Source organism: Streptomyces sp. NBC_00096 (assembly GCF_045041305.1).
GTDB lineage: Bacteria > Actinomycetota > Actinomycetes > Streptomycetales > Streptomycetaceae > Streptomyces.
Genome location: NZ_CP108221.1, coordinates 4702754 through 4729620, shown reverse-complemented (window position 1 = coordinate 4729620; position 26867 = coordinate 4702754). Strand labels below are relative to the sequence as shown.

The window sequence follows — 26867 nt, the reverse complement described above, 5'->3', positions numbered from 1 at the left end:
GGACCTAGCAGCCGAGCAGACGGCTGCCGAGGTAGCTCTGGATCTGATCCAGGGAGACGCGCTCCTGCTTCATGGTGTCGCGCTCGCGCACGGTCACCGCGTTGTCGTCGAGGGTGTCGAAGTCGACGGTGACGCAGAACGGCGTACCGATCTCGTCCTGACGGCGGTAGCGGCGGCCGATGGCGCCCGCGTCGTCGAACTCGATGTTCCAGTTCTTGCGCAGGTCGGCGGCGAGGCCCTTGGCCTTCGGCGACAGCTGGGCGTTGCGGGACAGCGGCAGGACGGCGACCTTGACCGGAGCCAGGCGCGGGTCGAAGCGCATCACGGTGCGCTTCTCCATGGCGCCCTTGGCGTTGGGGGCCTCGTCCTCGTTGTACGCGTCGAGCATGAAGGCGAGCATGGCGCGGTTGACACCGGCCGCCGGCTCGATGACGTACGGGGTGTACTTCTCCTTCGACTCCTGGTCGAAGTACACGAGCTCCTGGCCGGAGGCGGCGGAGTGGGCCTTGAGGTCGAAGTCGGTGCGGTTGGCGACGCCCTCGAGCTCGGAGAACTCATTGCCACCGAAGTTGAAGCGGTACTCGATGTCGGCGGTGCGCTTCGAGTAGTGGGACAGCTTCTCCTTCGGGTGGTCGTACCAGCGGATGTTCTCCTCGCGGATGCCGAGGTCGCGGTACCAGTTCCACCGCTCCTGCATCCAGTACTCCTGCCACTGCTCGTCCTCGCCCGGCTTGACGAAGAACTCCATCTCCATCTGCTCGAACTCGCGGGTGCGGAAGATGAAGTTGCCGGGGGTGATCTCGTTGCGGAAGGACTTGCCCATCTGCGCGATGCCGAACGGGGGCTTCTTGCGCGAGGTGGTCATCACGTGGGCGAAGTTGGTGAAGATGCCCTGGGCGGTCTCGGGGCGCAGGTACGCCTTGGAGCCGGTGTCCTGGGTCGGGCCGAGGTGGGTCTCCAGCATGCCGGAGAACTGCTTGGGCTCGGTGAACTGGCCCTTCACGCCGCAGTTGGGGCAGTTGATGTCCGCGAGACCGTTGGCGGGCACGCGGCCGTGCTTGGCCTCGTACGCCTCTTCCAGGTGGTCGGCGCGGTGGCGCTTGTGACAGGAGGTGCACTCGGTCAGCGGGTCCGAGAAGGTGCCGACGTGACCGGAGGCCACCCAGACCTCGGGGGCCAGGATCACGGAGGAGTCGAGGCCGACGATGTCCTCACGTCCGGTGACCATCGCCTTCCACCACTGGCGCTTGATGTTCTCCTTGAGCTCGACACCGAGCGGACCGTAATCCCAGGCAGCCCGAGAGCCGCCGTAGATGTCACTGCACGGGAAAACGAAGCCACGGCGCTTGCTCAGGCTGACGATGGTTTCGATCTTGTCGGCGGCCACGGTGCTCTCTTCATTTACGAGGACGAACGGCGAAGCCTCAAGGTTACCGGCGCCCGCACCCCCCCTTTCAAATCGGGACCCCGTCCACGGGCCCTCCACACCCCTCCCACCAGGGTTTTTGACAATCGTTTCCATCTTTGATGAAAATGGATGTCATGAACGTACGACGACGCCTCATACCGACCGCCGCCCTCGCCGGAGCCGTTGCCCTCGCCGCCACGGCCCTCACCGCCTGTTCGGGCGCCGCCGGAGCCGCCGGATCCAAGGACGGCAAGCTCGGCGTGATGGCGTCGTTCTATCCGATGCAGTTCCTCGCCGAGCAGATCGGCAAGGACCACGTGAAGGTCGACACCCTCACCAAGCCGGGCGTCGAACCGCACGACCTGGAGATCACCCCCAAGCAGACCGCGCAGCTCGGCGAGGCCGATGTCGTCCTCTACCTCAAGACGCTGCAGCCCGCCGTCGACAAGGCCGTCGCCCAGTCCGGCGTGAAGAACATCGTCGACGCCGCCACCCTCACCAAGCTCGAGGTGCACGGCACCTCGGGCCACGACCACGCCGCCGAAGAGGGCGCCGCCGACGGCCACGACCACAGCCACGGCGAAGCCGGCGAGGACCCCCACGTCTGGCTCGACCCCGTCAAGTACGCGGAGATCGCCAAGGGCGTCGGCGCGGCCCTGGAGAAGTCCGACCCCGACCACGCGGCGGACTACAAGAAGAACACCGACGAGCTGGTCGCCAAACTGGGCGCGCTCGACACCGAGTTCAAGGACGGCCTGAAGAACACGGCCTCCAAGACCTTCATCACCACCCACTCCGCCTTCGGCTACCTCGCCGAGCGCTACGGCCTCGACCAGGAGGGCATCTCCGGCGTCGACCCCGAGTCCGAGCCCAGCCCGGCCCGGATGAAGGACCTGCAGGCCGTCGCGAAGCAGGACAATGTCTCCACCGTGTTCTTCGAGACCCTGGCCAGCGACAAGACCGCCAAGACCCTCGCGGCGGACACCGGTCTGAAGACCGACGTCCTGGACCCCCTCGAGGGAATCACGGACAAGTCCCAGGGCGCTGACTACTTCGAGGTCATGCGGGCCAACCTGAAGAACCTCCAGAAGGCACTCGGCAACAAGTAATGGCAGCAGTAGCAGCAACGGAGGCGCGAGCCATGGAGTCCCAGCCCCAACAGGCGTCGGACCAGCCCGTCATATCCCTGCGCGGGGCCACCGCCTCGCTCGGCTCGCGCCCCGTGCTGCGCGGGATCGACCTCACCGTCCGCCGCGGTGAGGTCGTCGCCCTGCTCGGCGCCAACGGCTCCGGCAAGTCCACGGCCGTGCGCGCCGTGGTCGGCCAGGTGCCGCTGAGCGGCGGCGAGCTCTCGCTCTTCGGCACCGGCTTCAAGCGCTTCCGCGACTGGTCGCGCATCGGGTACGTCCCGCAGCGCACCACCGCGGCCAGCGGGGTCCCGGCCACCGTCCGCGAGGTCGTCTCCGCCGGCCGGCTCGCGCGCACCCGCTTCGGGGTCCTGCGCAAGGCCGACAGGGCCGCCGTCGAGCGTGCGCTGGACCTGGTCGACATGGGCTCCTTCGCCGACGCCTCCGTCAACGCCCTCTCCGGCGGCCAGCACCAGCGGGTGCTCATAGCCCGCGCGCTCGCCGTGGAGCCGGAGCTGCTGATCATGGACGAGCCGATGGCCGGTGTGGACCTGGCCAACCAGGAGGTGCTCGCCAACGCCCTGCGCACCCAGGTCGCCGCCGGGGTCACCGTTCTGCTGGTCCTGCACGAGCTGGGCCCGCTGGAGCCGCTCATCGACCGCGCCGTCGTCCTGCGCGACGGCTGCGTCACGCACGACGGCCCGCCCCCGGAAGCCCTGGGCCAGCACGCCCTGCCCGGCCACGACCACGTACACCCCCACGCGGCGCACGACGCCGAGCCCCTGCGGACGGGACTGCTGAGCTGATGGACCTCCTCCACTACGCCTTCATGCAGCGCGCGCTCATCGCGGCCGCCCTGGTCGGCATCACGGCCCCCGCCATCGGCACGTACCTCGTGCAGCGCCGGCAGGCCGTGATGGGCGACGGCCTCGGCCATGTCGCGATGACCGGTGTCGCGCTCGGATTCGTGATGAACACCAGCCCCGTGTGGATGGCCACCCTGGTCGCCGTCCTGGGCGCCGTCGGCATGGAGCTGATCCGCTCGCGCGGCAAGACCAGCGGCGACGTGGCACTGGCCATGCTCTTCTACGGCGGCCTCGCCGGCGGCGTCATGATCATCAACATCGGCGGCGGCTCCACGTCCATGCTGCTCGGCTCGATGTTCGGCTCGATCACCACCGTCGGGTCCGCGGACATCGTGGCCATGGTGATCCTGGCCGTCTTCGTCCTCGCCGTCACGATCGGTCTGCGCCGCCAGCTGTTCGCCGTCTGCCAGGACGAGGAGTTCGCCCGAGTCACCGGCCTGCCGGTGCGCGTACTGAACCTGCTGATCGCGATCACCGCCGCGGTCACCGTCACCGTGGCCATGCGCATCGTCGGCCTGCTGCTGGTCAGCGCCATGATGGTGATCCCGGTCGCGGCCGCCCAGCGCATGACCGGCGGCTTCGCCGCCACCCTCGGCCTCGCCATGGCGATCAGCACCACCGTCGCCCTCAGCGGCACGGCGGTGACCTACTACATCGACGCCCCTTCGGGTGCCTCGATCGTGCTGCTGGCCATCGCGGTCTTCATGGTGCTGACGGCCCTGTCCACCCCCCTGGCCCGGCGCCGCGCCAGGGCCGCCCGCGCCGCCGAAGAGGTCTGCACGCGGGACGACGTAAAGGTCTGAAGGCCGCGGGCACCCGGCCGCCTGGCACAATGACCCCAGGCCGAAACGAGGAGGAACCGGTGGCGACTGCGCCTGGCGAGATGAATACCGCGCCAGTACGAGGACGATCCACCCGGCAGCGGGCTGCCGTAGCGGCGGCGCTGGACGAGGTGGACGAGTTCCGCAGCGCCCAGGAACTCCACGACATGCTCAAGCACCGCGGTGACTCCGTGGGCCTGACCACCGTCTACCGCACCCTGCAGTCCCTCGCGGACGCCGGTGAGGTCGACGTGCTGCGGACCAGCGACGGCGAGTCCGTGTACCGGCGTTGCTCCACCGGGGACCACCACCACCACCTGGTCTGCCGCAAGTGCGGCAAGGCCGTGGAGGTGGAGGGCCCGGCCGTGGAGAAGTGGGCGGAGGGCATCGCCGCCGAACACGGCTTCGTGAACGTGGCCCACACGGTGGAGATCTTCGGCACCTGTGCGGACTGCGCGGCCAACGCCGGCTAGATCGGGAAGAGACGGCCTAGATCCGCTGGAGGTTCTGGTCGAGCAGGGCCCGGAGGCGGTCGATGTCTGCCGGGTCCGCCGCCCCGCGCTTGGGCAGGATGGTCATCGCCGCCGCCCGCTTGGCGACGTTGAGCGTGACGAAGGCGTCGGCCGTCTCCGCGTACAGCGGCTGCGCGGCCCAGCCGATGCGCGTCTCGGTGTCCTTCGTGCTCACCCGCAGCCCGGCGGCCGTCACCAGCGCCGTGGTCTCCCCCGCCTTGGCCAGCAGGCCCGCGAAGGCCCGTGCCGTGAGCTGCGGGCCGAAGAGCGTGAGCCCGAGGAGCAGCACTCCGCCGATGAGGAAGCTCAGCGGTTTGCCGATCGGCCCGTCCCCCAGCAGCGCCAGTCCGCCGAAGCAGATCAGCACCGCCCCGAATCCGCACAGCAGCCACCGCCTCCGGCGCCCCGCGGGCAGCCGGGCATCGCGCACCCGGACCGCCTGCGCCACGTCCGCCACGGTGATCTGGTAGACGAGCCGTACTTCAACCTGCTCCCCCTGCATGTCCATGACAGCGGACCCTACAGCGGCGGCGCGTTCCTGGCGACGATCTTTCGTGCGCGGTCCAGGTCCTCGGAGGTGGCCCCGGCAAGATCAGCCGGTGGCGGTTTCCCCCTGGTTCGGCACGGCCCCGCCGAAGCGGCGGTCGCGCTGGGCGTACTCGTAGCAGGCCTGCCAGAGGTTGCGGCGGTCGAAGTCGGGCCACAGGACGTCCTGGAACACCATCTCGGCGTACGCGCTCTGCCAGAGCAGGTAGTTGGAGGTGCGCTGCTCGCCGCTGGGCCGCAGGAAGAGGTCCACGTCCGGCATGTCCGGGTAGTACATGTACTTCGCGAAGGTCTTCTCGTTGACCTTCGACGGGTCGAGCCGGCCGGCCGCCACGTCGCGCGCGATGGCCTGCGCGGCGTCCGCGATCTCCGCGCGGCCGCCGTAGTTGACGCAGAAGTAGAGGGTCATCGCGTCGTTGTCGACGGTCTGCTCCTGCGCGACCTGGAGCTCCTGGACGACCGACTTCCACATCTTCGGCATGCGGCCGACCCAGCGGATGCGGATGCCCAGCTCGTTCATCTCGTCGCGGCGGCGCCGGATGACGTCGCGGTTGAAGTTCATGAGGAAGCGCACCTCGTCGGGCGAGCGCTTCCAGTTCTCCGTCGAGAAGGCGTACAGGGAGAGGTTCTTGACGCCCATCTCCAGGCAGCCCTTGAGCACGTCGAGCACGACGCCCTCGCCCACCTTGTGGCCCTCGGTGCGCGGCAGGCCGCGCTCCTTGGCCCAGCGGCCGTTGCCGTCCATGACGACCGCGACGTGGTTGGGGACCAGCTCGCCGGGGATCTTCGGCGGACGCTCACCGGAGGGGTGCGGCTCGGGAACCTTGTACTCGCGGCGAGAGCGTCCCAGAATCCCGCGTCGTGCCATGTTGCCCAGCTCCTATTTCTCGACGTATCGCAGGGAGCGTAGCCCGCGCTCCAGATGCCAGTGCAAATAGGCGGAGACCAGCCCGCTGCCCTCCCGCACGTGACGTGCCTCGCACGCGTCGGCGTGCGCCCAGTCGCCCGTCAGCAGTGCGCTGAGCAGGGCGATGGCCTCAGACGAGGGTACGACGCTGCCGGGGACGCGGCAGTCACCGCATATGACCCCGCCCGCGGCGACCGAGAAGTGCCGGTTGGGGCCGTGGATCCCGCACTTCGCGCAGTCGTCGAAGCTGGGCGCGTAGCCGTTGACGGCGAGGGAGCGCAGCAGGAAGGCGTCGAGGATGAGGTGGGGTGCGTGCTCGGCGCGCGAGAGGGTGCGCAGGGCGCCGACGAGCAGCAGGTACTGCTGTACGGCGGGCTCGCCCTCGTGGTCGGTGAACCGCTCGGCGGTCTCCAGCATCGCGGTGCCGGCGGTGTAGCGGGCGTAGTCGGTGACGATGCCGTTGCCGTACGGGGCGATGATCTGGGTCTGCGTGCAGAGCGGGAGGCTGCGGCCGATCAGCTCGCCGCCGCGCGAGAAGAACTGCACGTCGGCGTGGGAGAAAGGTTCCAGCCCGGCACCGAACTTGGACTTCGTGCGGCGGACCCCGCGGGCGACGGCCCGGACCCGGCCGTGGCCCCGGGTCAGGAGCGTGATGATGCGGTCCGCCTCACCCAGCTTCTGGGTGCGCAGCACGATGCCGTCGTCGCGGAACAGGCTCATGGGCCCATTGTCCCGTACCCCACCGACAGCTCGCGGCCGAAGCCGGCCGCGCCCCGGAACGGCAGTGCCCCGGAACGGCAGCGTCCCGGAACGGCAGCGTCCCCCGCCGGGCACGGGCCCGGCGGGGGACACCCCTTGGGAGGATCAGGCGGTCGGCGCGGGGGCGGGCTCGCCCTCGCCCGACTGGGCCGGTACGGCTGCCGTGGCCGCGCCGTCCGCCGCCGGGGCGGCGGCCTGCGGGGCGGCGGTTTGCGGGGCGGCGGCCTGCGGGGCGTTGTGCGCGTTGCCCTTGGACAGACCGTTGAAGAGGAGGTTCATGACGATCGCCGCCGTGGCACCGAGCGTCACACCGCTGTTGAGGAGCGAGGAGAGGTCCGCGCTCATGTGCTTCTCGAAGAAGGCCGGGACGGTCGCCGGGAAGAGGGCGAAGGCGAGGGAGACGCCGACGATGAGGGCGTTCTTCTCCTCCTTCAGGTCCACCTTGCCGAGGGTCTGGATGCCGGCGAGGGCGACCATGCCGAACATCACGGTGGCGGCGCCGCCGAGCACGCCGGGCGGGATCGCGGCGACGATCGCGGCGGCCTTCGGCAGCAGGCCGAGGATGATCATGATGACGCCGGCGGCCACGACCACGAAGCGGCTCTTGACCTTGGTGACCCGGACCAGACCGACGTTCTCGGCGAAGGCCACGTACGGGAAGGAGTTCAGCAGGCCGCCGAGGGCGGTCGCGGCGCCGTCGGCGCGCAGGGCGCGGGCCACGGTCTCGCTGTCGATGTCCTTGCCGACGATCTCGCCGACGGCGTAGGTGTCACCGGTGGTCTCGACCATGGTGATCAGCATGACGATCAGCATCAGGAAGATCGGGAACCATTCGAACTTCGGGGCACCGAAGTGGAAGGGCGTGGTGACGCCGACCCAGTTGGAGGCGCTGACCGCGTCGAACTTCGCGTCGCCGAGGATGAAGGCGACGAGGGTGCCGCCGACCAGGCCGAGCAGGACCGCGATGCTGGCCAGGAACTTGCCGCCCAGGCGCATCACCAGCAGGACGAAGAGCATGGTTCCGGCGGCGTAGGCCAGCTGGCCCGGGTCGCCGCCGTCACCGACCAGCGGGGCGCCGCCGACGGTGTCCTTGAGCGCCACCGGCAGGAGCACGATGCCGAGGATGGTGATGACGGTGCCGGTGACCACCGGCGGGAAGAGCGACATCACCGCGCGGAAGGCCCTGGCGGGCAGCCAGGCGAAGGCGAAGGTGGCGATGCCGGCCGTGATGACGGCGCCGTAGATGACCAGGAGGGCGGCGGTGCCGCCGCCGGCGCCGAGACCGATGGCGATCATCGGGGAGACGGCCGTGAAGGTCACGCCCTGGATGATCGGCAGCCTGGCTCCGACCCTGCCGATGCCCCAGGCCTGCAGGATCGAGGCGATGCCGCAGGTGAAGAGGTCCGCGTTGATCAGGTAGACCAGCTGTTCAGGGCTCAGCTTGAGTGCACTGCCGACGATGATCGGAACGATCACCGCACCGGCGTAGAACGCGAGTACGTGCTGGAAGCCGTACAGCGCGAGCTTGGGGAGGGGGAGCACCTCGTCGACCGGGTGCGTGCTCTGCTCTCCGCTGGCGGAAAGCGGTGCGGCGACACGTGCCATCTCTGCCTTGCCCTTCAATGAGGTAGGTAACTGAGAGGAAGCTGGTTGTCCCTGGCGAAGTGGGTCGTTAGCCCGTTGATCCGTCAGGGTTGTCAGTACGTCCACGTGAATCGAAGCTCCGCGGTGTTACCGGCGGCGTCTCCTCGTGTGACCGGAATTGAACGCCTGTGGGGCCGCTCACACATATCGTCGACTTCTACAAAGTGTTGACGCTTGGGGATGGTCGATCTGGAGGTTTCTCCAGTGGCGGAGCTTCTCAGGCTCAGCTATGGCCAACGGTCGCGAAATGGCTGGTTTTCGCTGCGCGAACGCGAAGGTCCTACGGGATGACGTGCGGGTTAATGCTTCGCCGGCGTTCGGCCGCGCAAACAACAAGGCGTCCCTCCGGCCGTCCACCTGGTGAGAACACCACGCACGGATGGAACGGCTCCGCGGTTCGAACGGCGCGCGAGGGGCACGGATCCGGGGGCACGAGGCCTGATTGTTACCTCAGGACGTGCCGCTTTCGCCCATGCCGGAAGCCCCGACCGCATCCGAAGCGGTCGGGGCGGCCGAAACGGTCGGCGCGGCCGAAACGGGCTGACGGTGTCGCGTGGTCACGGACGGACGGACGAACAGGCGAACCGGCCGGGCCGCTACGCCCCCTACGGCGCCCGGACCGCCGACAGCAGCCGGGCGACCTCGTCCGCGTCGATCCGCAGCGCCGCGCCCACCGTCGCCAGCACCTCGCGCTCCGCGGGGATGTACGGGCCGTCCGCCAGGGCCACGCGGGCGCCCTGCAGCAGGATCGACTCGCGCCCCGGGGCGGCCAGGTGCGGCGCCAGCGGCTCCAGGACCTCGTGCAGCTCGATCGAGAGCGCCGCGCCGCAGCAGTCGGGGGCGTCGTAGAGCCCGAGCCGTCCCTCCTCGGTGGCCAGCGCGTCCACGAGGGACTCCAGCTGCTCCTCGGTGCAGTCCTGGAACCCGGCGGAGCGTACGGCGCCCGCGGCGGCCTCCAGCGCGCTGCGCGAGCCCGTACCGCCCGCGGCGAGCACGGCCAGGGTCACGGTGTGCACGGCGTCGCGCAGCAGCGCGGAGAAGCGGGTGGCGGTGAGGTGGTCCAGGACCTCGGTGCCGAACCGCTCGCGGCAGCCCTGGCACTCGACGACGGGACCCGACTGCCCGCGCGGCAGCAGCGGCACCCCGAGGACGGTGAACCGGCGGCGCCCGGTGCGCCGGCGGTAATTGCGGTCGCCACCGCAGTCGGGGCAGAAGAACTCCCCGTCCCCCACGGTGCTCCAGGTGGTGCGGATTCCCCAGACCATCAGCTTCCGGCCGTCCCCACCCCGAACTGGCAGCACGTCGCACCTCCGTAACCCTCCGGCAACATCGCCGGGTTGGCGTGATGTTAGCCACATCGGTGAGGATGCGTCAGCCGTGTGACAAGACAACATCCCGCGCCCGTCGTACTTGGCCGATCTGCGCCCCTCCGTGCGCCCCTCCCCGTACCGCCCCCACCTGCGCCGGAGCACGGGCCGGGCGGGCCGGAGCCCCCCGGGGGCGAACGGCGCGGCCCCGCCCCTCCGGAGCGGAGGGACGGGGCCGGGTCACGAACGGGGTCAGCGGCCCGCGCGGTTGACGGCGGAGATGACCGCCTTCAGGGAGGCGCGGGTGGTGTTGGCGTCGATGCCGATGCCCCACAGGACGCGGCCGTCGATCGCGCACTCGATGTACGAGGCGGCGACCGCGGAGGCGCCCTCGCTCATCGTGTGCTCGGTGTAGTCCAGCAGGCGGGCGTCGATGCCGATGCCGGCCAGCGCGTCGAAGAAGGCCGAGATCGGACCGTTGCCGGTGCCGTCCAGCACGGTCTCCACGCCGTCCACAACCGCCTCGACGGTCAGCGTGTCGGTGCCGTCCTTGTCGGTGGTGGTCTGGCCGGAACGCAGCTGGATGCGTCCCCACGGGTTCTCGGGGTTGGGCAGGTACTCGTCCTGGAAGACGTCCCAGATCGCCTTCGGGGTGACCTCGCCGCCCTCGGAGTCGGTCTTGGCCTGGATGATCCGCGAGAACTCGATCTGCATGCGGCGCGGCAGGTCCAGCTTGTGGTCGTTCTTCAGGACGTAGGCGATGCCGCCCTTGCCGGACTGCGAGTTGACCCGGATGACCGCCTCGTAGGAGCGGCCGACGTCCTTGGGGTCGATGGGCAGGTACGGGACCGCCCACTCGATGTCGTCGACGGTCTTGCCCTGGGCGGCCGCGTCGGCCTCCATGGCGTCGAAGCCCTTCTTGATGGCGTCCTGGTGGGAGCCGGAGAAGGCGGTGTAGACCAGGTCGCCCGCGTAGGGGTGGCGCGGGTGGACTTCCATCTGGTTGCAGTACTCGCTCGTGCGACGGATCTCGTCGATCTGCGAGAAGTCGATCTGCGGGTCGATGCCCTGCGAGAACAGGTTCATGCCCAGCGTGATCAGGTCGACGTTGCCGGTGCGCTCGCCCTGCCCGAACAGGCAGCCCTCGATGCGGTCGGCGCCGGCCATCAGGGCCAGCTCGGCGGCCGCCACGGCGGTGCCGCGGTCGTTGTGCGGGTGCACGGAGATGCAGATGTGCGGGCGGCGGGTCAGGTTGCGGGCCATCCACTCGAAGCGGTCCGCGTGGGTGGAGGGCGTGGAGCGCTCCACGGTGGCGGGCAGGTTCAGGATGATCTCGCGTCCCTCGCCCGGCTCCCAGACGTCGCAGACGGCCTCGCAGACCTCCAGGGCGAAGTCCAGCTCGGTGTCGGTGAAGATCTCCGGGCTGTACTGGTAGCCGAAGACGGTCTCGGGGCCCAGCAGCTTGTCGGCGTACTCCATGACCAGGCGGGTGCCGTCGACGGCGATCTGCTTGATCTGCTCCTTGGAGCCGCGGAAGACGACCCGGCGGAAGGTCGGGGCGGTCGCGTTGTACAGGTGCACGGTGGCGCGCTTGGCGCCCACCAGGGACTCCACGGTCCGCTCGATCAGGTCCTCGCGGGCCTGGGTCAGTACGGAGATGGTGACGTCGTCCGGGATCGCGCCCTCTTCGATGATGGAGCGCACGAAGTTGAAGTCGGTCTCACCGGAGGACGGGAACCCGACCTCGATCTCCTTGTAGCCCATGCGCACCAGCAGGTCGAACATCTCGCGCTTGCGGGCGGGGGTCATCGGGTCGATCAGCGACTGGTTGCCGTCGCGCAGGTCCGTGGACAGCCAGCGGGGCGCCTTGGTGACGCGGGCCTCGGGCCAGGTGCGGTCGGGGATGTCCACCTGCTCGTACGAGCCGTACTTGTGGATCGGCATCCCGGAGGGCTTCTGGGTGTGGGTCGCGTTGGTGATGGGCGTGGGGCGACCGACGAAAGTGTGCTGGCTCATGGCGTTGGGCTCCTCGCGTGTCCGCGTGTAGTTCGCTGGAACGGCCGACTACGGTCGCAAAACCGCAACACCAAACTCCGCGGGGAGGGGGTCGGCCTACGACTACAGGCCCTCGCCGCGGCAGCTAAGGAGAAGCAGCCCGAAACGCATGATGGGCCGAGCCTAACCGAGCCGCCCCGTAATGCGGGACCTGTTTCAGTATGCAAGACCCGCAGGTCCGTTTTGCCAGATTTGTGAGCTAAGCCTCTTTTCTTGCCCTCCGGGTATCGCGGACGCCCCTCGGAGCACGGCGCCGTCGAGAGGGTGGCCCGGGCCCCCGTCCTCCCGGTGCGGGCATGTGACACAACCGAATGAATCATGGTTGCACCTAGTGACAATTCCGTGACCCACTGCCACATTGCCGGGCATGGATGCCTTCCTCCCCCACCGTCGCCCCGCCTTCTGCACCGTGGTGCCGCCGCACCTCCTGGACAAGATCGCCCGGTCCGCCGACCCCGCCCGGGCGGCCGCCGCCCGGCGGACCCTCGAGCTGGACGCCTCCAACCGGGTCCGGCGCCTGATGGCGGTCCTGCCGCCCTCGGGGGACTCCCCGCCCGACACCCCGGGGCGGACCATCTACGACGCACAGCACCACACCCGGCTGCCCGGCAAGAAGGTCCGGGAGGAGGGGGCGGACGCCACCAAGGACGCGAGCGTCAACCGTGCCTACGCCGGGCTCGGCGCCACCTTCGAGCTGTACCTCAAGGCCTTCGGCCGCCACTCCATCGACGACGCCGGCCTGCCGCTGAACGCCAGCGTCCACTACGACCGGCTGTACAACAACGCCTTCTGGGACGGCAGCCAGATGGTCTTCGGCGACGGGGACGGCGACCTCTTCCTCGATTTCACCGTGTCCGTCGACGTCATCGGGCACGAGCTGACCCACGGGGTCACCCAGCACACCGCGAACCTGGAGTACTACGGCCAGTCCGGCGCGCTCAACGAGTCCATGTCCGACGTCTTCGGCTCCCTCATCAAGCAGTACTCGCTGGACCAGACCGCCGAGGAGGCCGACTGGCTGATCGGCGCCGGGCTGCTCGGGCCGTCCGTGGACAGCGGCTCCGCCCTGCGGTCGATGAAGGCGCCCGGGACGGCGTACGAGGACGACGAGCTCGGCAAGGACCCGCAGCCCGGGACGATGGACGGCTACGTCCGCACCTCCCGCGACAACGGCGGGGTGCACATCAACTCCGGCATCCCCAACCACGCCTTCTGGATCGTGGCCACCGAGCTCGGCGGCAAGGCCTGGGAGCGGGCCGGGCGGATCTGGTACGACACGCTGACCGGCGGGCAGCTCGGCCCGAAGGCGGACTTCGCGCGGTTCGCCGCCCTGACGGTCACCGCGGCCGTGGCCCGGTACGGGGAGGGCGGCCCGGAACACCAGGCGCTGCAGAAGGCGTGGTCGGCGGTCGGACTGGGGTGACGAAAGACGTTCCCCCCCGGGCGGTCGCGGTTGCGCCGCCCGGGGGGAACGGTCCGGGGGAATCACGGAATTACGGGTTCCGGTGGTCGGGGTTCGGGGTTCGGGGTTCGGGGTTCGGGGAATCCCGAACACCGGCGATCAGTCGAGCTGGCTGATCCCCGGCAGGTCGCCCATGGCCGCGGCGCTCGTCGCGGGCAGCGCCGTCGGGTAGATCCGGACGTCGCTCACCACTCCGTTCGCGTACTCGCCGTACACGCCCTGCCACACCTTGCGCCCGATCTGGACGCTGCCGTTGCCGACCCACGAGGCGCCCGTGTACTCCCGGCTCCCGGCGAGCTTGCCGTCGACGTACAGCAGCATCTGGCCGGCGGCCGCGTCGTACACGCCGACGAGGTGGGTCCACCGGCCGACCACGGCCTGGGGGCCGTACGCCGCCTGCCAGGTCGAGCTCGCCGGGTCACCGTGGCGCGTGCCGAAGGCCCAGCCCTTGGCGCCCGAGGAGTAGTACAGCTGGAACGCACTCGCGTTCCCCGCGGCGTCCTGCTGCGAGACGAAGGTGGAGTTGGCCGACAGCGAGCCGATCTTGACCCAGGCCGAGACGGTGAAGCTGCCGGTGGTGTCCACCGCCGGGCCCGCGGTGGCCGCGTACCCCGTGGTGGCGGAGAGCTGGAGCGCCTTGCCTCGAGTGGCGTCCGTGGCCCAGCTGTACGCGCCGCCCAGTGTGGCGGTGAGGTTGCCCGGGGAGTCGGCCGCGGAGGTGCCGGTGCCCTCGTTCAGTCGCCAGCCGTGAGTGGCGGTGTTGCCGACCGAGCCCAGCGAGGTGGGGGCGGCGAAGGTGGCGGCGGTTCCCTGGGCGGCCGTTCCCGGGTACTCCAGGAGTTGGCTGTTGGCGTCGACGGCGTACAGCTCGGGGTTGCCGTCGGGGCCGCCGGCCGGGCTGTTCAGGTCACCCGGGGACATGACCGCCGGGTAGTCGGCCGCGGTCAGGACCGGAGCCAGCGGGGTGGGCTGGTTGGTGGCCCAGCCGGCCGCGGCGCTGCCGGTCCAGCCCTGCGCGTTGGTCTGGTTGCAGGTGTAGATGACCAGCTGGGTGCCAGGGGTCTGGTTGGCGTTGGGGTCGTCCAGGCACTTGCCGGAGCTGGGGTTCATCAGACCGCCACCGGGGCTGAGGACCCACTGCTGGGCGGCGACGCCGGGGTGGCAGGACCACAGCTGCACGATGGTGCCGTTGGTCGAACCGTTGTTGTTGACGTCCAGACAGCCGCCCATGGCCCGGAGCGTGCCGTCTGCCATCAGGGTCCAGCTCTGGGCGTTGGTCTGGTTGCACCACCAGACCTGGACGCGGGTGCCGTTGGCCGCACTGGCGTGGTCCACGTCGAGGCAGAGCTTCTGGCCGTCGGTCGTGGTCACCGTGGCGGTGAGCGCCGAACGCACCGGGGCGTGCAGCAGCGAGGGCACCAGGGTGGTGGCATCGACGGAGATCGGGAAGGAGAGCACCGAGCCGCTGATGTCGTCGCGGGCCCAGATGACGGCGGAGCCGCCGGTGACGGTGCCCTTGCCGTCGGCGTCCTTGGTGAGGGTGCCGCCGACGGTGCCCGGGCCGAGGAGCGTGTAGCCCGACCAGTCGCCGTCACCGAGCAGCAGCGGGTGTTTGAAGTGGCCGCCGCCGTCGGTCTGGTAGATCCACAGCTTCTTGCCCTCGACGGTGATCACCGCGGGGTAGTCGGTGGTGTTGCCGTACAGGTTGCCCGGGGTGATCAGCTGCTCGATGTTCCAGTCGGAGGCGTTGTAGCCGGCGGTGCGGCAGCGGGTGTCGTCAGCCACGCGCGTCGCCTGCTCGCAGCCCTCCTTCAGGACCAGGGAGTAGCGCTTGCCGGTGAAGCCGCCGTACGTGGAGTACGGGACCCGCGGGAAGGCGGTGTCGACGTTCGGGTCGAGGTCGTTCTTGGCCACGTAGAGGTTGTGGCTCGCCTTGTTGAAGGCGATCAGGTCGTCCACGTCGCTGCCGTGCAGGTTGCCGCGGTGCGCGATGAGGTAGTTGTTCCAGCCCGTTCCGTCCGGGGACTGCGCGGCCGTGGCCACGGTCACGGGGCCGCCGGCCGGGGTGGTGGGCTCGGACACGGGGCCGCTCTGGACCGGGGCCACCGGCTGCGCGGCGTCGGTGTTGCCGGGAAGCAGGAGGAGGTCGCCGGTGCGGGTGGTGGCCAGCAGGTCGGGGATCCCGTCGCCGCCGATGTCACCGGGGGTGATCTTGGTGTCGGGGTTCCACGGGACGGTGTAGGTGTAGCCGACCGGGGTCTGGGACAGGTTCCCGGCCTTGTCCACGGCGGCGACGTACAGGGTGTGCACGCCCCAGGCCGTCACGGGGACCGTGAGCTTGGCACTCGCCACGCCGCCGGCGTCGGTGCCGGTGAGCCCGACCGTGGTGCCCACCTGGGCGGTGGGCTGGCTGTCGAGCCGCCACACGAAGTGGTCGACGCCGCTGGACAGGCAGGGGCCCGGGGTGCAGGTGGCCGCGGGGGCGCGGTCGGCCGCGCTGACGTTGAACTCGGTGGTGCGGCCGGGGGCGGCGTACACGACCGGATTGCCGGCTCCGCCGCCGACCGGCGGGAAGGAGGCGTTGGCGGTGACCTTCGGGGTCTCCGGCGCGGTGAAGTCGGTACGGAACCAGCAGTGGTCGCCGACCGACGAGGTCAGGTGGGCGGACGAGTTGGTCTTGGCGTACGCGTCCCAGCCGTACTCGTGGCCGTCCTTGAGGGCGATGCCGACCGGGACGGCGGCGTCGGTGCCGGAGCCCACGTACGAGCTGGCGGGGGTGGCGATGGTGGTGGGGTTGCCGTTGGTGAGCTGGGTGCGGTCCCAGAACTCGTAGACGGCCTGTGCCAGTTCACCGGAGACGTTGGTGGTGACCCGGGAGTGCAGCTGAAGGTTGCTGCCCGCGTCGCCGTACGAGGTCGCGCCGACCCAACCGAGGCCGTTGATCACACAGTTACCGGCGGCGCCGGCCGCGGACGGGGTGGTGTACAGGTTGTCCGGGGCGTTCGGCGGGATGTCGAAGCTCGTGGTCAGGTAGATCACGGTCGACACGCGCAGGTAGTTGTCGTTGCCGCTGGAGTTCGACTCGTCACCGAAGAGCCCGACCGTCCAGGTGGTGATGCCCGCGTCGGCGATCTTCTGCGCCTGGTTGGTCACCGTGAAACTGGCGGTGTGGTTGCTGCAACTGCTGCTGGAGTTGGCGCCGCTGGGGATCGTGGTGCGCACGGCGGGGTGGGTGCCGTCGTTGGTGCCCGGCTGGTTGTTCCAGGTGGTGCCGGAGTTGATGCTGCCGGTGGTGTGCAGGGTGATCGGCTGGTCCTTGGAGCAGTCCCAGCTGGCCGCGTAGGTGGAGTTCACCGTGATCAGGGCGTTCGAGATCACCATCTGCGAGGAGAGCCCGCTGGTGTCGATCCCGTAGAACGAGCGCTCCATGCCGCTGCCGCAGGCACCGCCCCAGCGCTGGTAGCCCACGCCCTCGCCGCCGGACTGCGGCTTGTCGTACTGCGGGCTGTTGGAGCACGAGGAGCTGGAGTAGACCTCGGTGTAGTGGCCGGACTTGCCGGAGACCGGGTTGGTGTACGGGTCGATGTAGACCGGGTACACGGTGTCCGGGTCGCTGAGCACGGAGGTGTCCGGGCGCAGGGTCAGCGCGGTCGGGGTCGTGGTCATGGGGACCTGGTCGACCTGGGCGCCGGGGCCGGGGCCCTCGACCGAGGAGGCGGGGGTCCCTTCGGCGGCGGGGCCGGCGAGCGCGCTCACGCGGACGGCGTGGGCGCCGGCGGCGACCGGGGTGCTGCCCGAGGGGGCGCTCGGAGCCGCGCCCGCGTCGGCGGCCGCGGTGGTGGCGGAGTCCCACATCACCGGGCGCGGGGAGACGTAGTCCAGGGTGCCGGCGGAGGTCTTCGCCTCCATGCCGCCGGAGGGCGTCGCGGTCAGCTTCAGGCCCTCGGTGGCGGTGGCGAGCTTCAGCTCCTTGATCCGCGGGTCGGCGGCCGCGGCCGCGTCGCGCACGATCAGGATGTCGCTGAAGCCGCCCTGCTCGGTGACCGACAGGGAGAGGTCGACCCCCGGAAGCACCGAGCGGTACAGGGCCGTGTCACCGGAGACGTCCGGCGCGGGCAGCGGGAACGGCATGGTCAGCGCGAGCTTGCTGCCGTCCTCGTGCGTGAGGCGGACCGCCGGGCCGGCGCCGCCGCCCGAGAGGGCCACCGCGTGCGGGGTGGCCCGGGGGGACCAGGTGCCGTCCGTGTTGCGGCCGAGAGTGGCGTCGACCGCGACCCACTTGCCGTCCTTGCGGACGCGTACGGGCATGAGGGCGGTGGAACTGGTGAAGGAGCCGTCGGCGTTGGCCTTCACGGTGGTGGTCTGCGTGGTCAGCGCGTCCACGGGCACGGTGCTGCCCTTGGAGACCGCTTCCTGCTGTGCGGTGAGCAGGGGGCTGCCGGTGGCCGGGTCTGCATCCTGCGCGATGGCGGGCAGAGCGGGTGCGGCCAGGGCCACGGAAAAAAGTGCCGTCAGAAGTTTCTGAGGCAGCGTCAAATGTCTGAACTGCCGTGGACTCCGGGCATATTGGTCATGCATTGGTCAAATTCCTTGCAAGATCGAGTGAAGTGGAATCTTCGATTCCCCCATGCACCAGCGGCAGCGCTGCGGCGGTGCGGCGCGACAGGGGCCGCCATTTGTCCGATTGGCTGGTTGTTCGTCCTGGGTAAAGGGGTGCACTTCGTACACAGGAATGGCCAGATTCATTCGAACTCGGTGACGAGTGAACCGTATTGATCAAACCCCAACCACATCAATAGCCTCCGCCGGTCACACACCTGTGACGCGGAACTATGGGGGACAGCACGTTGACAGCGCGACATCGATGGTTCGCGAGCAGGAGATTCCGGATATGGGGTGGCAAGACCCTTTTGGGCGTGGCATTTTTGGCCACCCCCTCCGTACTCCTGCCGGTGGTCTTCACGCAGGGCATGGACCTGCACCTGCTGGGCCTGGGCAAGGGCGACGACTGGGAGGGCCGCAACGGCCAGGCCGGTCACTACCGCTTCGACGGCAAGGTGTGGAAGCCGGAGAAGGTCTCCCAGATCGCCGGGGTCGGCGGCCATGACCTGAGCCCCGGGCCGGAGCAGGGGCACCCGGCCGGATACCAGCCGATCAAGCCCTACACACCCGGGCGCACCTCCTGGCCGCAGGCCGGATCCGCCACGGTGAACCTGGCCACCGGCAACCAGCACGCCAAGGGCTCGGAGGCACCCGTCAAGGCGGGCCCGCTGCCCGTGTGGGTGGCTCCGGTGACGCCGGCGGCAGACGCCAAGAGCGCCACGGGCGTTGCCGCCCCCGACGCGGTCCGTGTCGAGATCGCCACCCACGACCAGACCCTGCGGGCCGGCGCCAACGGCATGCTGGTCTCGGTCAAGCCCACGGGCGCGGGCGCGGCCGCGGCGTCCGGCAGGGTCCAGGTCGTCATCGACTACGGCTCCCTGGCCAAGGCGTACGGCGGCGGCTACGGCTCCCGCCTCCAGCTGGTCCAGATGCCCGAGTGCGCGCTGACCACCCCGCAGCTGGCCAAGTGCCGCACCCGTACCGAGATTCCCTTCACCAACCGGGCCACCGCCGACCAGCTGACCGCCACGGTCACCCTCGGCAGTACCGCCCCGACCACCGCCCCGACCACCGCCCCGGCGGCCCCCAAGGGCGCCGAGCCGGTCATGTTCACGATGGCGGCCGCGACGGCCTCGTCCGGCACCACCCTCGCCGTGACCTCCGGCAGCGGCGGCTCCCAGGGCGACTACGCGGCCACCTCCCTGAACCCCTCCGGTTCCTGGCAGGCCAGCGGCACGGGCTCGTTCACGTACTCGTACCCGGTCAACGTCCCGGCGGGCCTGGGCGGCAACGCGCCCTCCGTGGGCCTGTCGTACGACTCCCAGGCCGTGGACGGCGAGACCTCCGCCCGCAACTCCCAGTCCTCCTGGATCGGCGACGGCTGGAACTACGACCCCGGCTTCGTCGAGCGCACGTACCGCGGCTGCGGCAGCCTGCGCGACGGCAGTGGCGACAAGATCGTCAAGGGTTCCGGGGACGAGTGCTGGGGCGGAGCGAACGCGACGGTCTCCTTCGGCCCGCACTCCGGCGTCCTCGTCGCGGACGCCAAGGACGCGAGCGTCCCCGGCCTGCTGCGCCAGTGGAAGCTGAGCGGTGACGACGGCACCGTCGTCCAGGAGCTGTCCGGCGCGGCCAACGGCCTCCAGGACGGCACGTACTTCCGTGTCCTGACCACCGACGGCTCGGCCGCCTACTTCGGCTCGAACCACGCCCCCGCGGGCGTCGGTACCGCTGCGGTCCCGCAGTCCGGGACCCCCACCGACGACGCCACGGACTCCGCCTGGGGCGTGCCCGTCCTCCACCCCCAGTCCGGGGACCCCTGCTACGACTCGGCCAAGGGCAAGGCATCGCGCTGCGCCAAGCCCGAGGGCTGGCGCTGGAACCTGGACTTCGTCGTCTCACCCAACGGCCTGGTCCAGCGGTACGACTACTCCACCGAATCGAACTACTACAGCCTCGGCGGCGGCCAGGCACCCACCGGCGATTTCGGCGCCCTGACCCCGTACACCCGCGGCGGTCGGCTCGACTCCATCTCGTACGGCTACACGCTCACCGATGAGCTGGCCAAGCGCACCCCGTCGGCGCAGGTGGTCTTCGACTCCAAGCAGCGCTGCCAGACCGATGCGACGTTCACGGACTGCTCGGCCGACAACCTGAAGGACGCGACCTCCCCGCACTGGCCGGACACCCCGTGGGACCAGCACTGCGACTCCACGGACAAGACCGTCATCCCGGACGGCTCCACCACGGTCCCCGCGGACGTGTGCGTCATCGGGGGCCCGACCTTCTGGTCCACCACGCGCCTCGACTCCATCACCACCAAGGTGCACGTCAAGAACACGAACACCGATGCCCTGGTCGCGGTCGACTCGTACCAGCTCGGCCACGTCTTCTCCGACGCGGGCGGCTCCGTCGACCCGGTCACGGGCACCTCGGTCGATCCGGCGCACTCCGGTTTCCTCCAGGCCGTGATGTGGCTGCAGACCATCCAGCACACCGGCAAGGACACGTACAACAACAGCAACAGCGACATCACCTTGAACAAGGTGGCGTTCACGGGCACCGAGATCGACAACCGCGTCAACGACGTGATGCCCTCGGCCCCGCCGCTGTACCACCCGCGCATGTCGACCATCCAGACGGAGACCGGCGAATCCATCGCGGTCGACTACAACCTGGCTCCCTGCGCGGGCAAGACACTCTCCTTCGCCACCGCGGACTCGAACACCAACTCCTGCTACCCGGTGTACTGGAGCGTGCCGGGCGCCTCGAAGCCGATCGAGGACTGGTTCAACAAGATCACCGTCCACCAGGTCACCACCTCCGACCTGACGATCGCCTCGACGTACACCCCCGACGGGAAGGCGGCCCCGGCAGGCTCCTCGTCCCGGGTGGCCACGTACAGCTACGCGGGTGCCGCCTGGCACCGCGACGACTCGCCCTTCAACGACGACCAGTACCGCACCTGGGGCCAGTTCCGCGGCTTCCGCACGGTGACGGTACAGACCGGCCGCGCGCCCGAGCCCGTCACGCAGACGGTCTCCACCTACCTCCAGGGCATGGACGGCGACTACAAGGCCGACGGCAGCCGCCGCTCGGTCACCGTGGACGCCAAGGTCGGTGGCACGGTCGTGCAGACCGTCACGGACGCCGACCACCTGGCGGCCACCGAGTTCCAGAAGGACATCTACACGGCCGCCGGCGGCACGATCTCCGCGTCCACCGTCAACGGCCCCTTCACCACCACGACCACCGCGACGGTCCCGCAGACCGCGTGGAGCGACTGGGAGCAGACCGACCACCCGGGCGAAACCAAGCCCGCCCTGTCCACGCTGCCCCCGCTCGTCGCCCGCCGGATGAAGAGCACCCAGGGCCACGCCTACGCCAAACTCGCCGACGGCACCTGGCGGCACACGCGCACGGACACCACATACGACGCGCAGGGACGGCAGTCCACGGTCGACGCGTACGGCGACGTGAGCGACCACGGCCAGGAGAAGTGCACCACCACCCAGTACGCGAGTGCTCCGGCCACCAACCCGGCGATGACCGCGTACGCGGATCAGATCACCCAGGTGCACGGTGCCTGCGGCACGGCCGTGAGCGCCTCGACGCTGCTGTCCGACCGGAAGATCTACTACAAGGGGGACGGCACCCTCACCGGACTCGGCACCTTCGGCCAGGTCTCGGCGAACGCCGCGGCGACCGGCGCGCAGATGGCCGGCGGGTTCACCGGCACCACGGAGAACTGGCAGACCACGGCCGCCATGAAGTACGACGGCATCGGCCGCGTCACCGACGCGCTCGACGCGACCGGGCAGAACACCCACACCGATTTCACCCCGGCCTGGGACACGGCCGGGAACAACACCACCCCCACCACGGTCAAGACGACCAACAGCAAGAACTGGTTGGTCACCTCCACCCATTCCCCGCTGCGCGGGCTGGAGACCCAGCACGTCGACGCGAACGGCCGCAGGACCGACATCACCTACGACGCGCTCGGCCGCCGCACCGCGGTGTGGCTGCCAGGTCGCGACAAGGGAGCCGGCCAGAGCGCCGACCGCCTGTTCACGTACTCCGTGAACCCGGGCGCCGTCGCGGCCCCCGGTGACACGATCACCCACCCCGGCAGCCCGACCTCCGTCACCTCGAAGACGCTGCGCGAGGACGGCACCTACACGGTCAACGTGGCCATCTACGACGGCATGCTCCAGCCCCGCCAGTCGCAGGGCATGCCGCAGGGCGACAACGACACCGGCCGGATCGTGAGCGACACGTTCTACGACTCGCACGGGTGGCCCGTCACTTCGTACGCCCCGTACTACGAGCCGACCTCCGGGCCCTCCGGCACGCTCTTCGCGGCGAACGAGAACCAGATCCCCTCGGAGTCCACCGTCGCCTACGACGGCCAGGGCCGGTCCGTCACCTCGACCCTCTGGCACCAGGCCGTCGAGCAGTGGCACAGCTCCACCGCCTATCCGGGCGCCGACCAGACCGACAGCACGCCCCCGGCGGGCGGGCGCAAGACCTCGGCGTACTCCAACGCGCTCGGCCAGACCGTGCGCACGGTGGCCCAGAACACCGACGCCACCGTGATGGTGCGCGGCGGCGACGTGATTCCTTCCGGTACCTCGCTCGCCTCCAACAGCGTGCGCCTGACCATGCAGGCGGACGGCGATCTGGTGCTGAGCGCGGTGGCCACCGGCAAGACCATCTGGTCCAGCGGCACCGCCGGAAACCCGGGCGCCTTCGCCAAGTACGGCGCCGACGGCAACCTCGTGGTGTACACGACCTCGGGCGTCGTGAAGTGGACGACTGGCCTCGCGGCCTCGACGGGTTCCACCTTCCGGGTGCGCGCCGACTCGACCGCGGTCGTGGTGGCGGCCGACAACAGCACGGTGCTGTGGAAGAAGGGCACCGCAGGAGCCGTCCCGCCTGCCAACGCGACCACCAACTACACGTACACGCCGGCCGGGCAGGTCGAGTCCGTCAAGGACAACGCCGGCAACACCTGGTCGTACAGCTACAACTTCCTCGGCCAGCGGCTCTCGCAGTCCGATCCGAACGCCGGTACGGGCACCTTCGACAAGTACGACGTGGCGGGCAACCTGCTCCAGGCCACGGACGCCCGCGGCCAGGTGCTCTCCTTCACCTACGACTGGAACAACCGCCGCACCGCCGAGTACTCCGGCCCCTGGCAGGCCACGCCGGATCCGGCCAAGCTCCAGGCCGGCTGGGTCTTCGACACTCTTGCCAAGGGGTACCCGACCTCGTCCACCCGCTACATCGGGGGTTCGACCGGGAAGGCGTACACCAAGGCGGTCACCGGCTACGACACCGCCTACCAGTCGACGGGCAACAGCCTGACCATCCCCGCGTCCGAGGGCTTCGCGGCGGCCGGCCAGAGCGCCGCGCCCGCCACCGGCACCGTGACGTACACGATGTCGGCGGACCACACACCCACGGCCGGTCTACTGTCCACCACCCACTACCAGGCCGACGGCAACCTGCCGGCCGAGGACGTGGACTACGGGTACACGCAGCAGGGCAACCTGGACACCTTCGGCGGCTACATCAACGCGGCCAACACCCCGGCCTACCTGTCCGCCACGGTCCACGACGCCCTCGGGCGGGTCCAGCAGGCGAACTACGGCCCCAGCGGCAAGCAGGCCGCCGTCTTCGCCCAGTACGACACCACCACCGGGCGGGTGACGCAGACCAGCAGCATGGTGCAGACGTCGGCCACGGCCCTGGACGTGGTCAACTACCGCTACAACCAGGTCGGCGAAGTCACCGCGATCGACGACCTGCAGAACAACACCACGCACGACACCCAGTGCTTCACCTACAACTCCTTCCAGCGCCTGACCCAGGCCTGGACGGACACGGCGGGAATCACCTCTCCCACAGCGGCTCCGGTGGGTGCGGTCGGCGGCTGCAACAGCTCCCGTGTCCAGACCACCAGCACCGGGCAGATCAAGACCACCACGGTCGGCGGCCCGGCCGCGTACTGGCAGACGTACACCTTCGACCAGCTCGGTGACCGCACCGGCCTGGTGAATCACGACCCGGGTGGCAACGCGCTGGCGGACACGACCCAGTCCATCGCCTACACGGGCACGGACGGCACGGTCGCGGCCACCCTGCCCAACCAGGCGGGCACCACGGTCAGCAGCCATCCTGCGAACGGCTCGGCGACGTGGACGAACACGTACACCGACCCGGCGTACGGCAACAAGAACAGCGGCAACACCATCACCCGAAAGGTGAGCACCACCGGCCCGCTGACCACCGGCTTCGCCCTCTCCGGGGGCGGGAAGCTCTGCGTGGAGGACGCCGGCGGCGTCACCGCTCCGGGCACCAAGGTCCAGGTCGGCACCTGCTCGGGCACCAGCACCGCGCAGACGTGGACCATTGGCACGGACGGCACCGTCAAGGTGCTCGGCATGTGTCTGGACACGGTGGCCAACGCCACCACCGCGGGCGCGCTCGTGGTGATCGACACCTGCGGCGCGGACGCCACCCAGACGTGGAAGGCGACCACCACAGGCACCCTGGTCAACGCGGCCAACAGCGCCATGTGTCTGACCGACCCGGCCGCCAACGCCACCACGGGCACCCAGCTGACGCTGGCCGCCTGCGGCAGCGCCGGACAGGTGTGGACGACGGCCGGCACCGGCGCCGTCCCGGCCGGCCAGACCCAGACGCTCACTTATGACAGCGAGGGCCGCACGGCCGGCGTCACCACGGTGACCGGCACCACCAGCACCGCCGCCAAGTACCTGTACGACGCCGACGGCGGCCTACTCATCCAGACCGGCGCGGCGGGCGGCGCGGACAAGACCCGGGTGCTGTACCTGTTCGGCGGTGCCGAGCAGATCACCCTGAACGTCACGGCCAAGACCTGGACGGGCCTGCGCCACTACAGCGGACCGGACGGCACCACCATCACACGCACCAGTGCCGGTGCCGTCAGCTACCAGGTTCCCAACGCTCAGGGCACCTCCACCACGTCCATCGACGCGGGCAGCCTGCTCGCCACGCGCCGGTACTACGACCCGTACGGCAACGCACGCGGTCCGAAACCCACGTCCTGGGTCTCACCCGACGAGAACCGCGGCTTCCTCGGCCAACCGTTGGACACCTCCTCCGGCCTGAACCTGCTCGGCGCCCGCGACTACGACGCCGTGAGCGGCCGTTTCCTCGGCCCGGACCCGGTCTTCGAGGCCGGCGACCCCAACCAGATGGGCGGGTACACGTACGCGGCCGACAACCCGGCCAGCAGCAGCGACCCCAGCGGCGCCTGCCCCAAGGACCTCTGCGACGGCTACGGCCAGAACCCGGGCCACACCCCGGCGCCCCCGTCCCCGTCCCCGACCACCACCACGACCGTCACGACGACCACCACGGTCTCCTCCGGGGGCGGCGGCGACGACGATGACGACTGCGACGGATTCTGGGGCTGCGTCGGTCACTACATCGAGAAGGCCGCACCGGTCATCGTCGTGGTGCTCGTGACCGTCGTGATCCTGGCGGCCGCCTACGTCTGCGTCACGGGGACCGGTGGTGTGCTCTCCCCGGTCTGTGCCGAAGCCGCGGCCGGCGCGTTCGTCGCGACGTGCGGCGCGCTCCTGGGGGACTGCGGTCCCGGCCCCGGCGGGGAAGGGGTGTCGGAAGCCGCCCATGAGGACGCCGGCGCCGCGAGCAAGGAGGCCAGAGCCTCCGGCGAGGCGGGCCCGACGGGCCCCAAGGGCGCGGCTTCGGAAGGCGGCGCCGCCAAGGAGGCCGCGAAGGACTCGGCCGGCGGCAACGCGGGTGCCCCGGAGAGGGGCAGCACCCCGCAGGACGCGGCGGAGGGAGCAGCCAGCACTTCGGCGCGAGCGGACGAACCGAGCACCGGAACCCCCGGCACGACGTGCAGCTTCTCGCCCGAAACCCCGGTCCTCATGCACGGCGGGACGGCCAAGCCGATCGCCGAGATCACCGCGGGCGACAAGGTCGAGGCGGCCGACCCGGACAACGGGCAGGACGCGGGCGGCCGTACGGTCGTGGCCACCTGGGCACATGACGACAGCGACCTGATCGACCTCACCGTCGAGGTGTCCGCGGGCGATGTGGAGACGCTCCACACCACCTCGGAGCACCCCTTCTGGGACGCGACCACGGACACGTGGGTCCCGGCTGCGGGCCTGGTCTCCGGGCACGCGCTGACCACACCCGACGGCCGCGCGGTCCGCGTGGTCTCGGTCGAGGCGACCCCGGGCACCGCGACCCGCTACAACCTGACGGTCGGCGAGCTCCACACCTTCTACGTCCTGGCGGGCGCGACGCCGATCCTGGTCCACAACCACTGTGGCAAGGAGCCGTTGGGGCGCTCGCCGGGCGCCGGTGACACCTTGGTGCTCGGTCTCAAGGAGGTGGGCGACCCCGTGGCCGACAGCATTGTGGGCGGGATGACCCTGAACAACGACGATTACGGGTACTACCACGGCAACGCGTATCCGCAGTGGGCCGTGGAGGTGAACAACGCCCTCACGAACGACCGGGTCAACATCGCGGTGGACCTGGGTGGCGTGCTGCACGAGGATCAGGGGAAGTTCGGGACCGCCCCGGAGATCTTCGCCGAGGCCTACCGCCGAGGTGTCAAGAATGGTGGTCCCACAGACGGCCCCGGCACTCAATGGGAGATGTCCCGCGTCGGATACTACGCATACGTCGGGGATCAGGAATGGTCCGACATCTCCTGGTACCTGGACGGCGTACCGCTGACCAAGGAACAGATGCCCGAACCGGACTGGGCGGCATTGCGGGTGAGCGCCGGACAGCCGCCGCCGAGGAAGAACTAGGA

General features: G+C 70.0%; 14 protein-coding genes. 6 read left to right on the top strand and 8 right to left on the bottom strand.

Features of this window, described 5'->3' with window-relative positions:
* Nucleotides 1–4: 4 nt before the first annotated feature.
* Entirely contained in the window at nt 5–1387 is a 1383-nt protein-coding gene (locus OG904_RS20770) for a glycine--tRNA ligase (protein ID WP_405493095.1), read from the bottom strand.
* Between the two features lie 155 nt (nt 1388–1542).
* Here OG904_RS20770 and OG904_RS20765 point away from each other — a divergent pair, with 155 nt between their 5' ends.
* From OG904_RS20765 to OG904_RS20750, 4 genes are read left to right on the top strand one after another with little or no spacing between them, the layout of a single operon-like run.
* Nucleotides 1543–2517: a metal ABC transporter substrate-binding protein gene (locus OG904_RS20765; RefSeq protein ID WP_405493093.1), complete on the top strand. Its 975-nt coding sequence runs from the start codon at nt 1543–1545 to the stop codon at nt 2515–2517.
* 32 nt (nt 2518–2549) lie between these two features.
* Nucleotides 2550–3341, top strand: coding sequence for a metal ABC transporter ATP-binding protein (locus OG904_RS20760; RefSeq protein ID WP_405493091.1), 792 nt, complete (start codon nt 2550–2552; stop codon nt 3339–3341).
* Complete coding sequence (locus OG904_RS20755; RefSeq protein WP_405493089.1) at nt 3341–4204, top strand: metal ABC transporter permease; 864 nt, start codon at nt 3341–3343, stop codon at nt 4202–4204. Before OG904_RS20760 ends, OG904_RS20755 begins: the two co-directional genes overlap by 1 nt.
* 59 nt (nt 4205–4263) lie before the next feature.
* Nucleotides 4264–4695, top strand: coding sequence for a Fur family transcriptional regulator (locus tag OG904_RS20750; RefSeq protein ID WP_405493087.1), 432 nt, complete (start codon nt 4264–4266; stop codon nt 4693–4695).
* Nucleotides 4696–4711: 16 nt separating this feature from the next.
* Here the strand turns inward: OG904_RS20750 and OG904_RS20745 are convergent, their stop codons facing one another.
* From OG904_RS20745 to leuA, 6 genes are all read right to left on the bottom strand, one after another.
* The gene (locus OG904_RS20745; protein WP_405493085.1) at nt 4712–5242 is read right to left on the bottom strand and encodes a hypothetical protein; all 531 of its coding nucleotides are present in this window, start codon (nt 5240–5242) and stop codon (nt 4712–4714) included.
* A gap of 84 nt (nt 5243–5326) precedes the next feature.
* Complete coding sequence (locus OG904_RS20740) at nt 5327–6148, bottom strand: isoprenyl transferase (protein WP_405493083.1); 822 nt, start codon at nt 6146–6148, stop codon at nt 5327–5329.
* Between the two features lie 12 nt (nt 6149–6160).
* Nucleotides 6161–6907 carry a DNA repair protein RecO gene (recO, locus tag OG904_RS20735; RefSeq protein ID WP_405493081.1) on the bottom strand — a complete coding sequence of 249 codons (747 nt, stop codon included), beginning with the start codon at nt 6905–6907 and terminating at the stop codon, nt 6161–6163.
* A 144-nt stretch (nt 6908–7051) separates the two neighbouring features.
* On the bottom strand, nt 7052–8551 hold the full coding sequence (locus OG904_RS20730) for a nucleobase:cation symporter-2 family protein (protein WP_405493079.1): 1500 nt from the start codon (nt 8549–8551) through the stop codon (nt 7052–7054).
* A 644-nt stretch (nt 8552–9195) separates the two neighbouring features.
* Nucleotides 9196–9891, bottom strand: coding sequence for a TerB family tellurite resistance protein (locus OG904_RS20725; protein ID WP_405493077.1), 696 nt, complete (start codon nt 9889–9891; stop codon nt 9196–9198).
* 258 nt (nt 9892–10149) lie between these two features.
* The gene (gene leuA / locus OG904_RS20720) at nt 10150–11913 is read right to left on the bottom strand and encodes a 2-isopropylmalate synthase (protein WP_405493075.1); all 1764 of its coding nucleotides are present in this window, start codon (nt 11911–11913) and stop codon (nt 10150–10152) included.
* A gap of 406 nt (nt 11914–12319) precedes the next feature.
* On the opposite strand from leuA, the gene OG904_RS20715 reads away from it, so the two are divergent.
* The gene (locus OG904_RS20715; RefSeq protein ID WP_405493073.1) at nt 12320–13375 is read left to right on the top strand and encodes a M4 family metallopeptidase; all 1056 of its coding nucleotides are present in this window, start codon (nt 12320–12322) and stop codon (nt 13373–13375) included.
* Between the two features lie 138 nt (nt 13376–13513).
* On the opposite strand, the gene OG904_RS20710 is transcribed toward OG904_RS20715, so the two are convergent.
* Nucleotides 13514–17911, bottom strand: a complete 4398-nt coding sequence (locus OG904_RS20710) for a LamG-like jellyroll fold domain-containing protein (RefSeq protein ID WP_405493071.1) — start codon at nt 17909–17911, stop codon at nt 13514–13516.
* Nucleotides 17912–18330: 419 nt separating this feature from the next.
* Between OG904_RS20710 and OG904_RS20705 the strand changes: the two genes are divergently transcribed.
* Nucleotides 18331–26865, top strand: coding sequence for a ricin-type beta-trefoil lectin domain protein (locus tag OG904_RS20705; RefSeq protein WP_405493069.1), 8535 nt, complete (start codon nt 18331–18333; stop codon nt 26863–26865).
* Nucleotides 26866–26867: the final 2 nt, after the last annotated feature.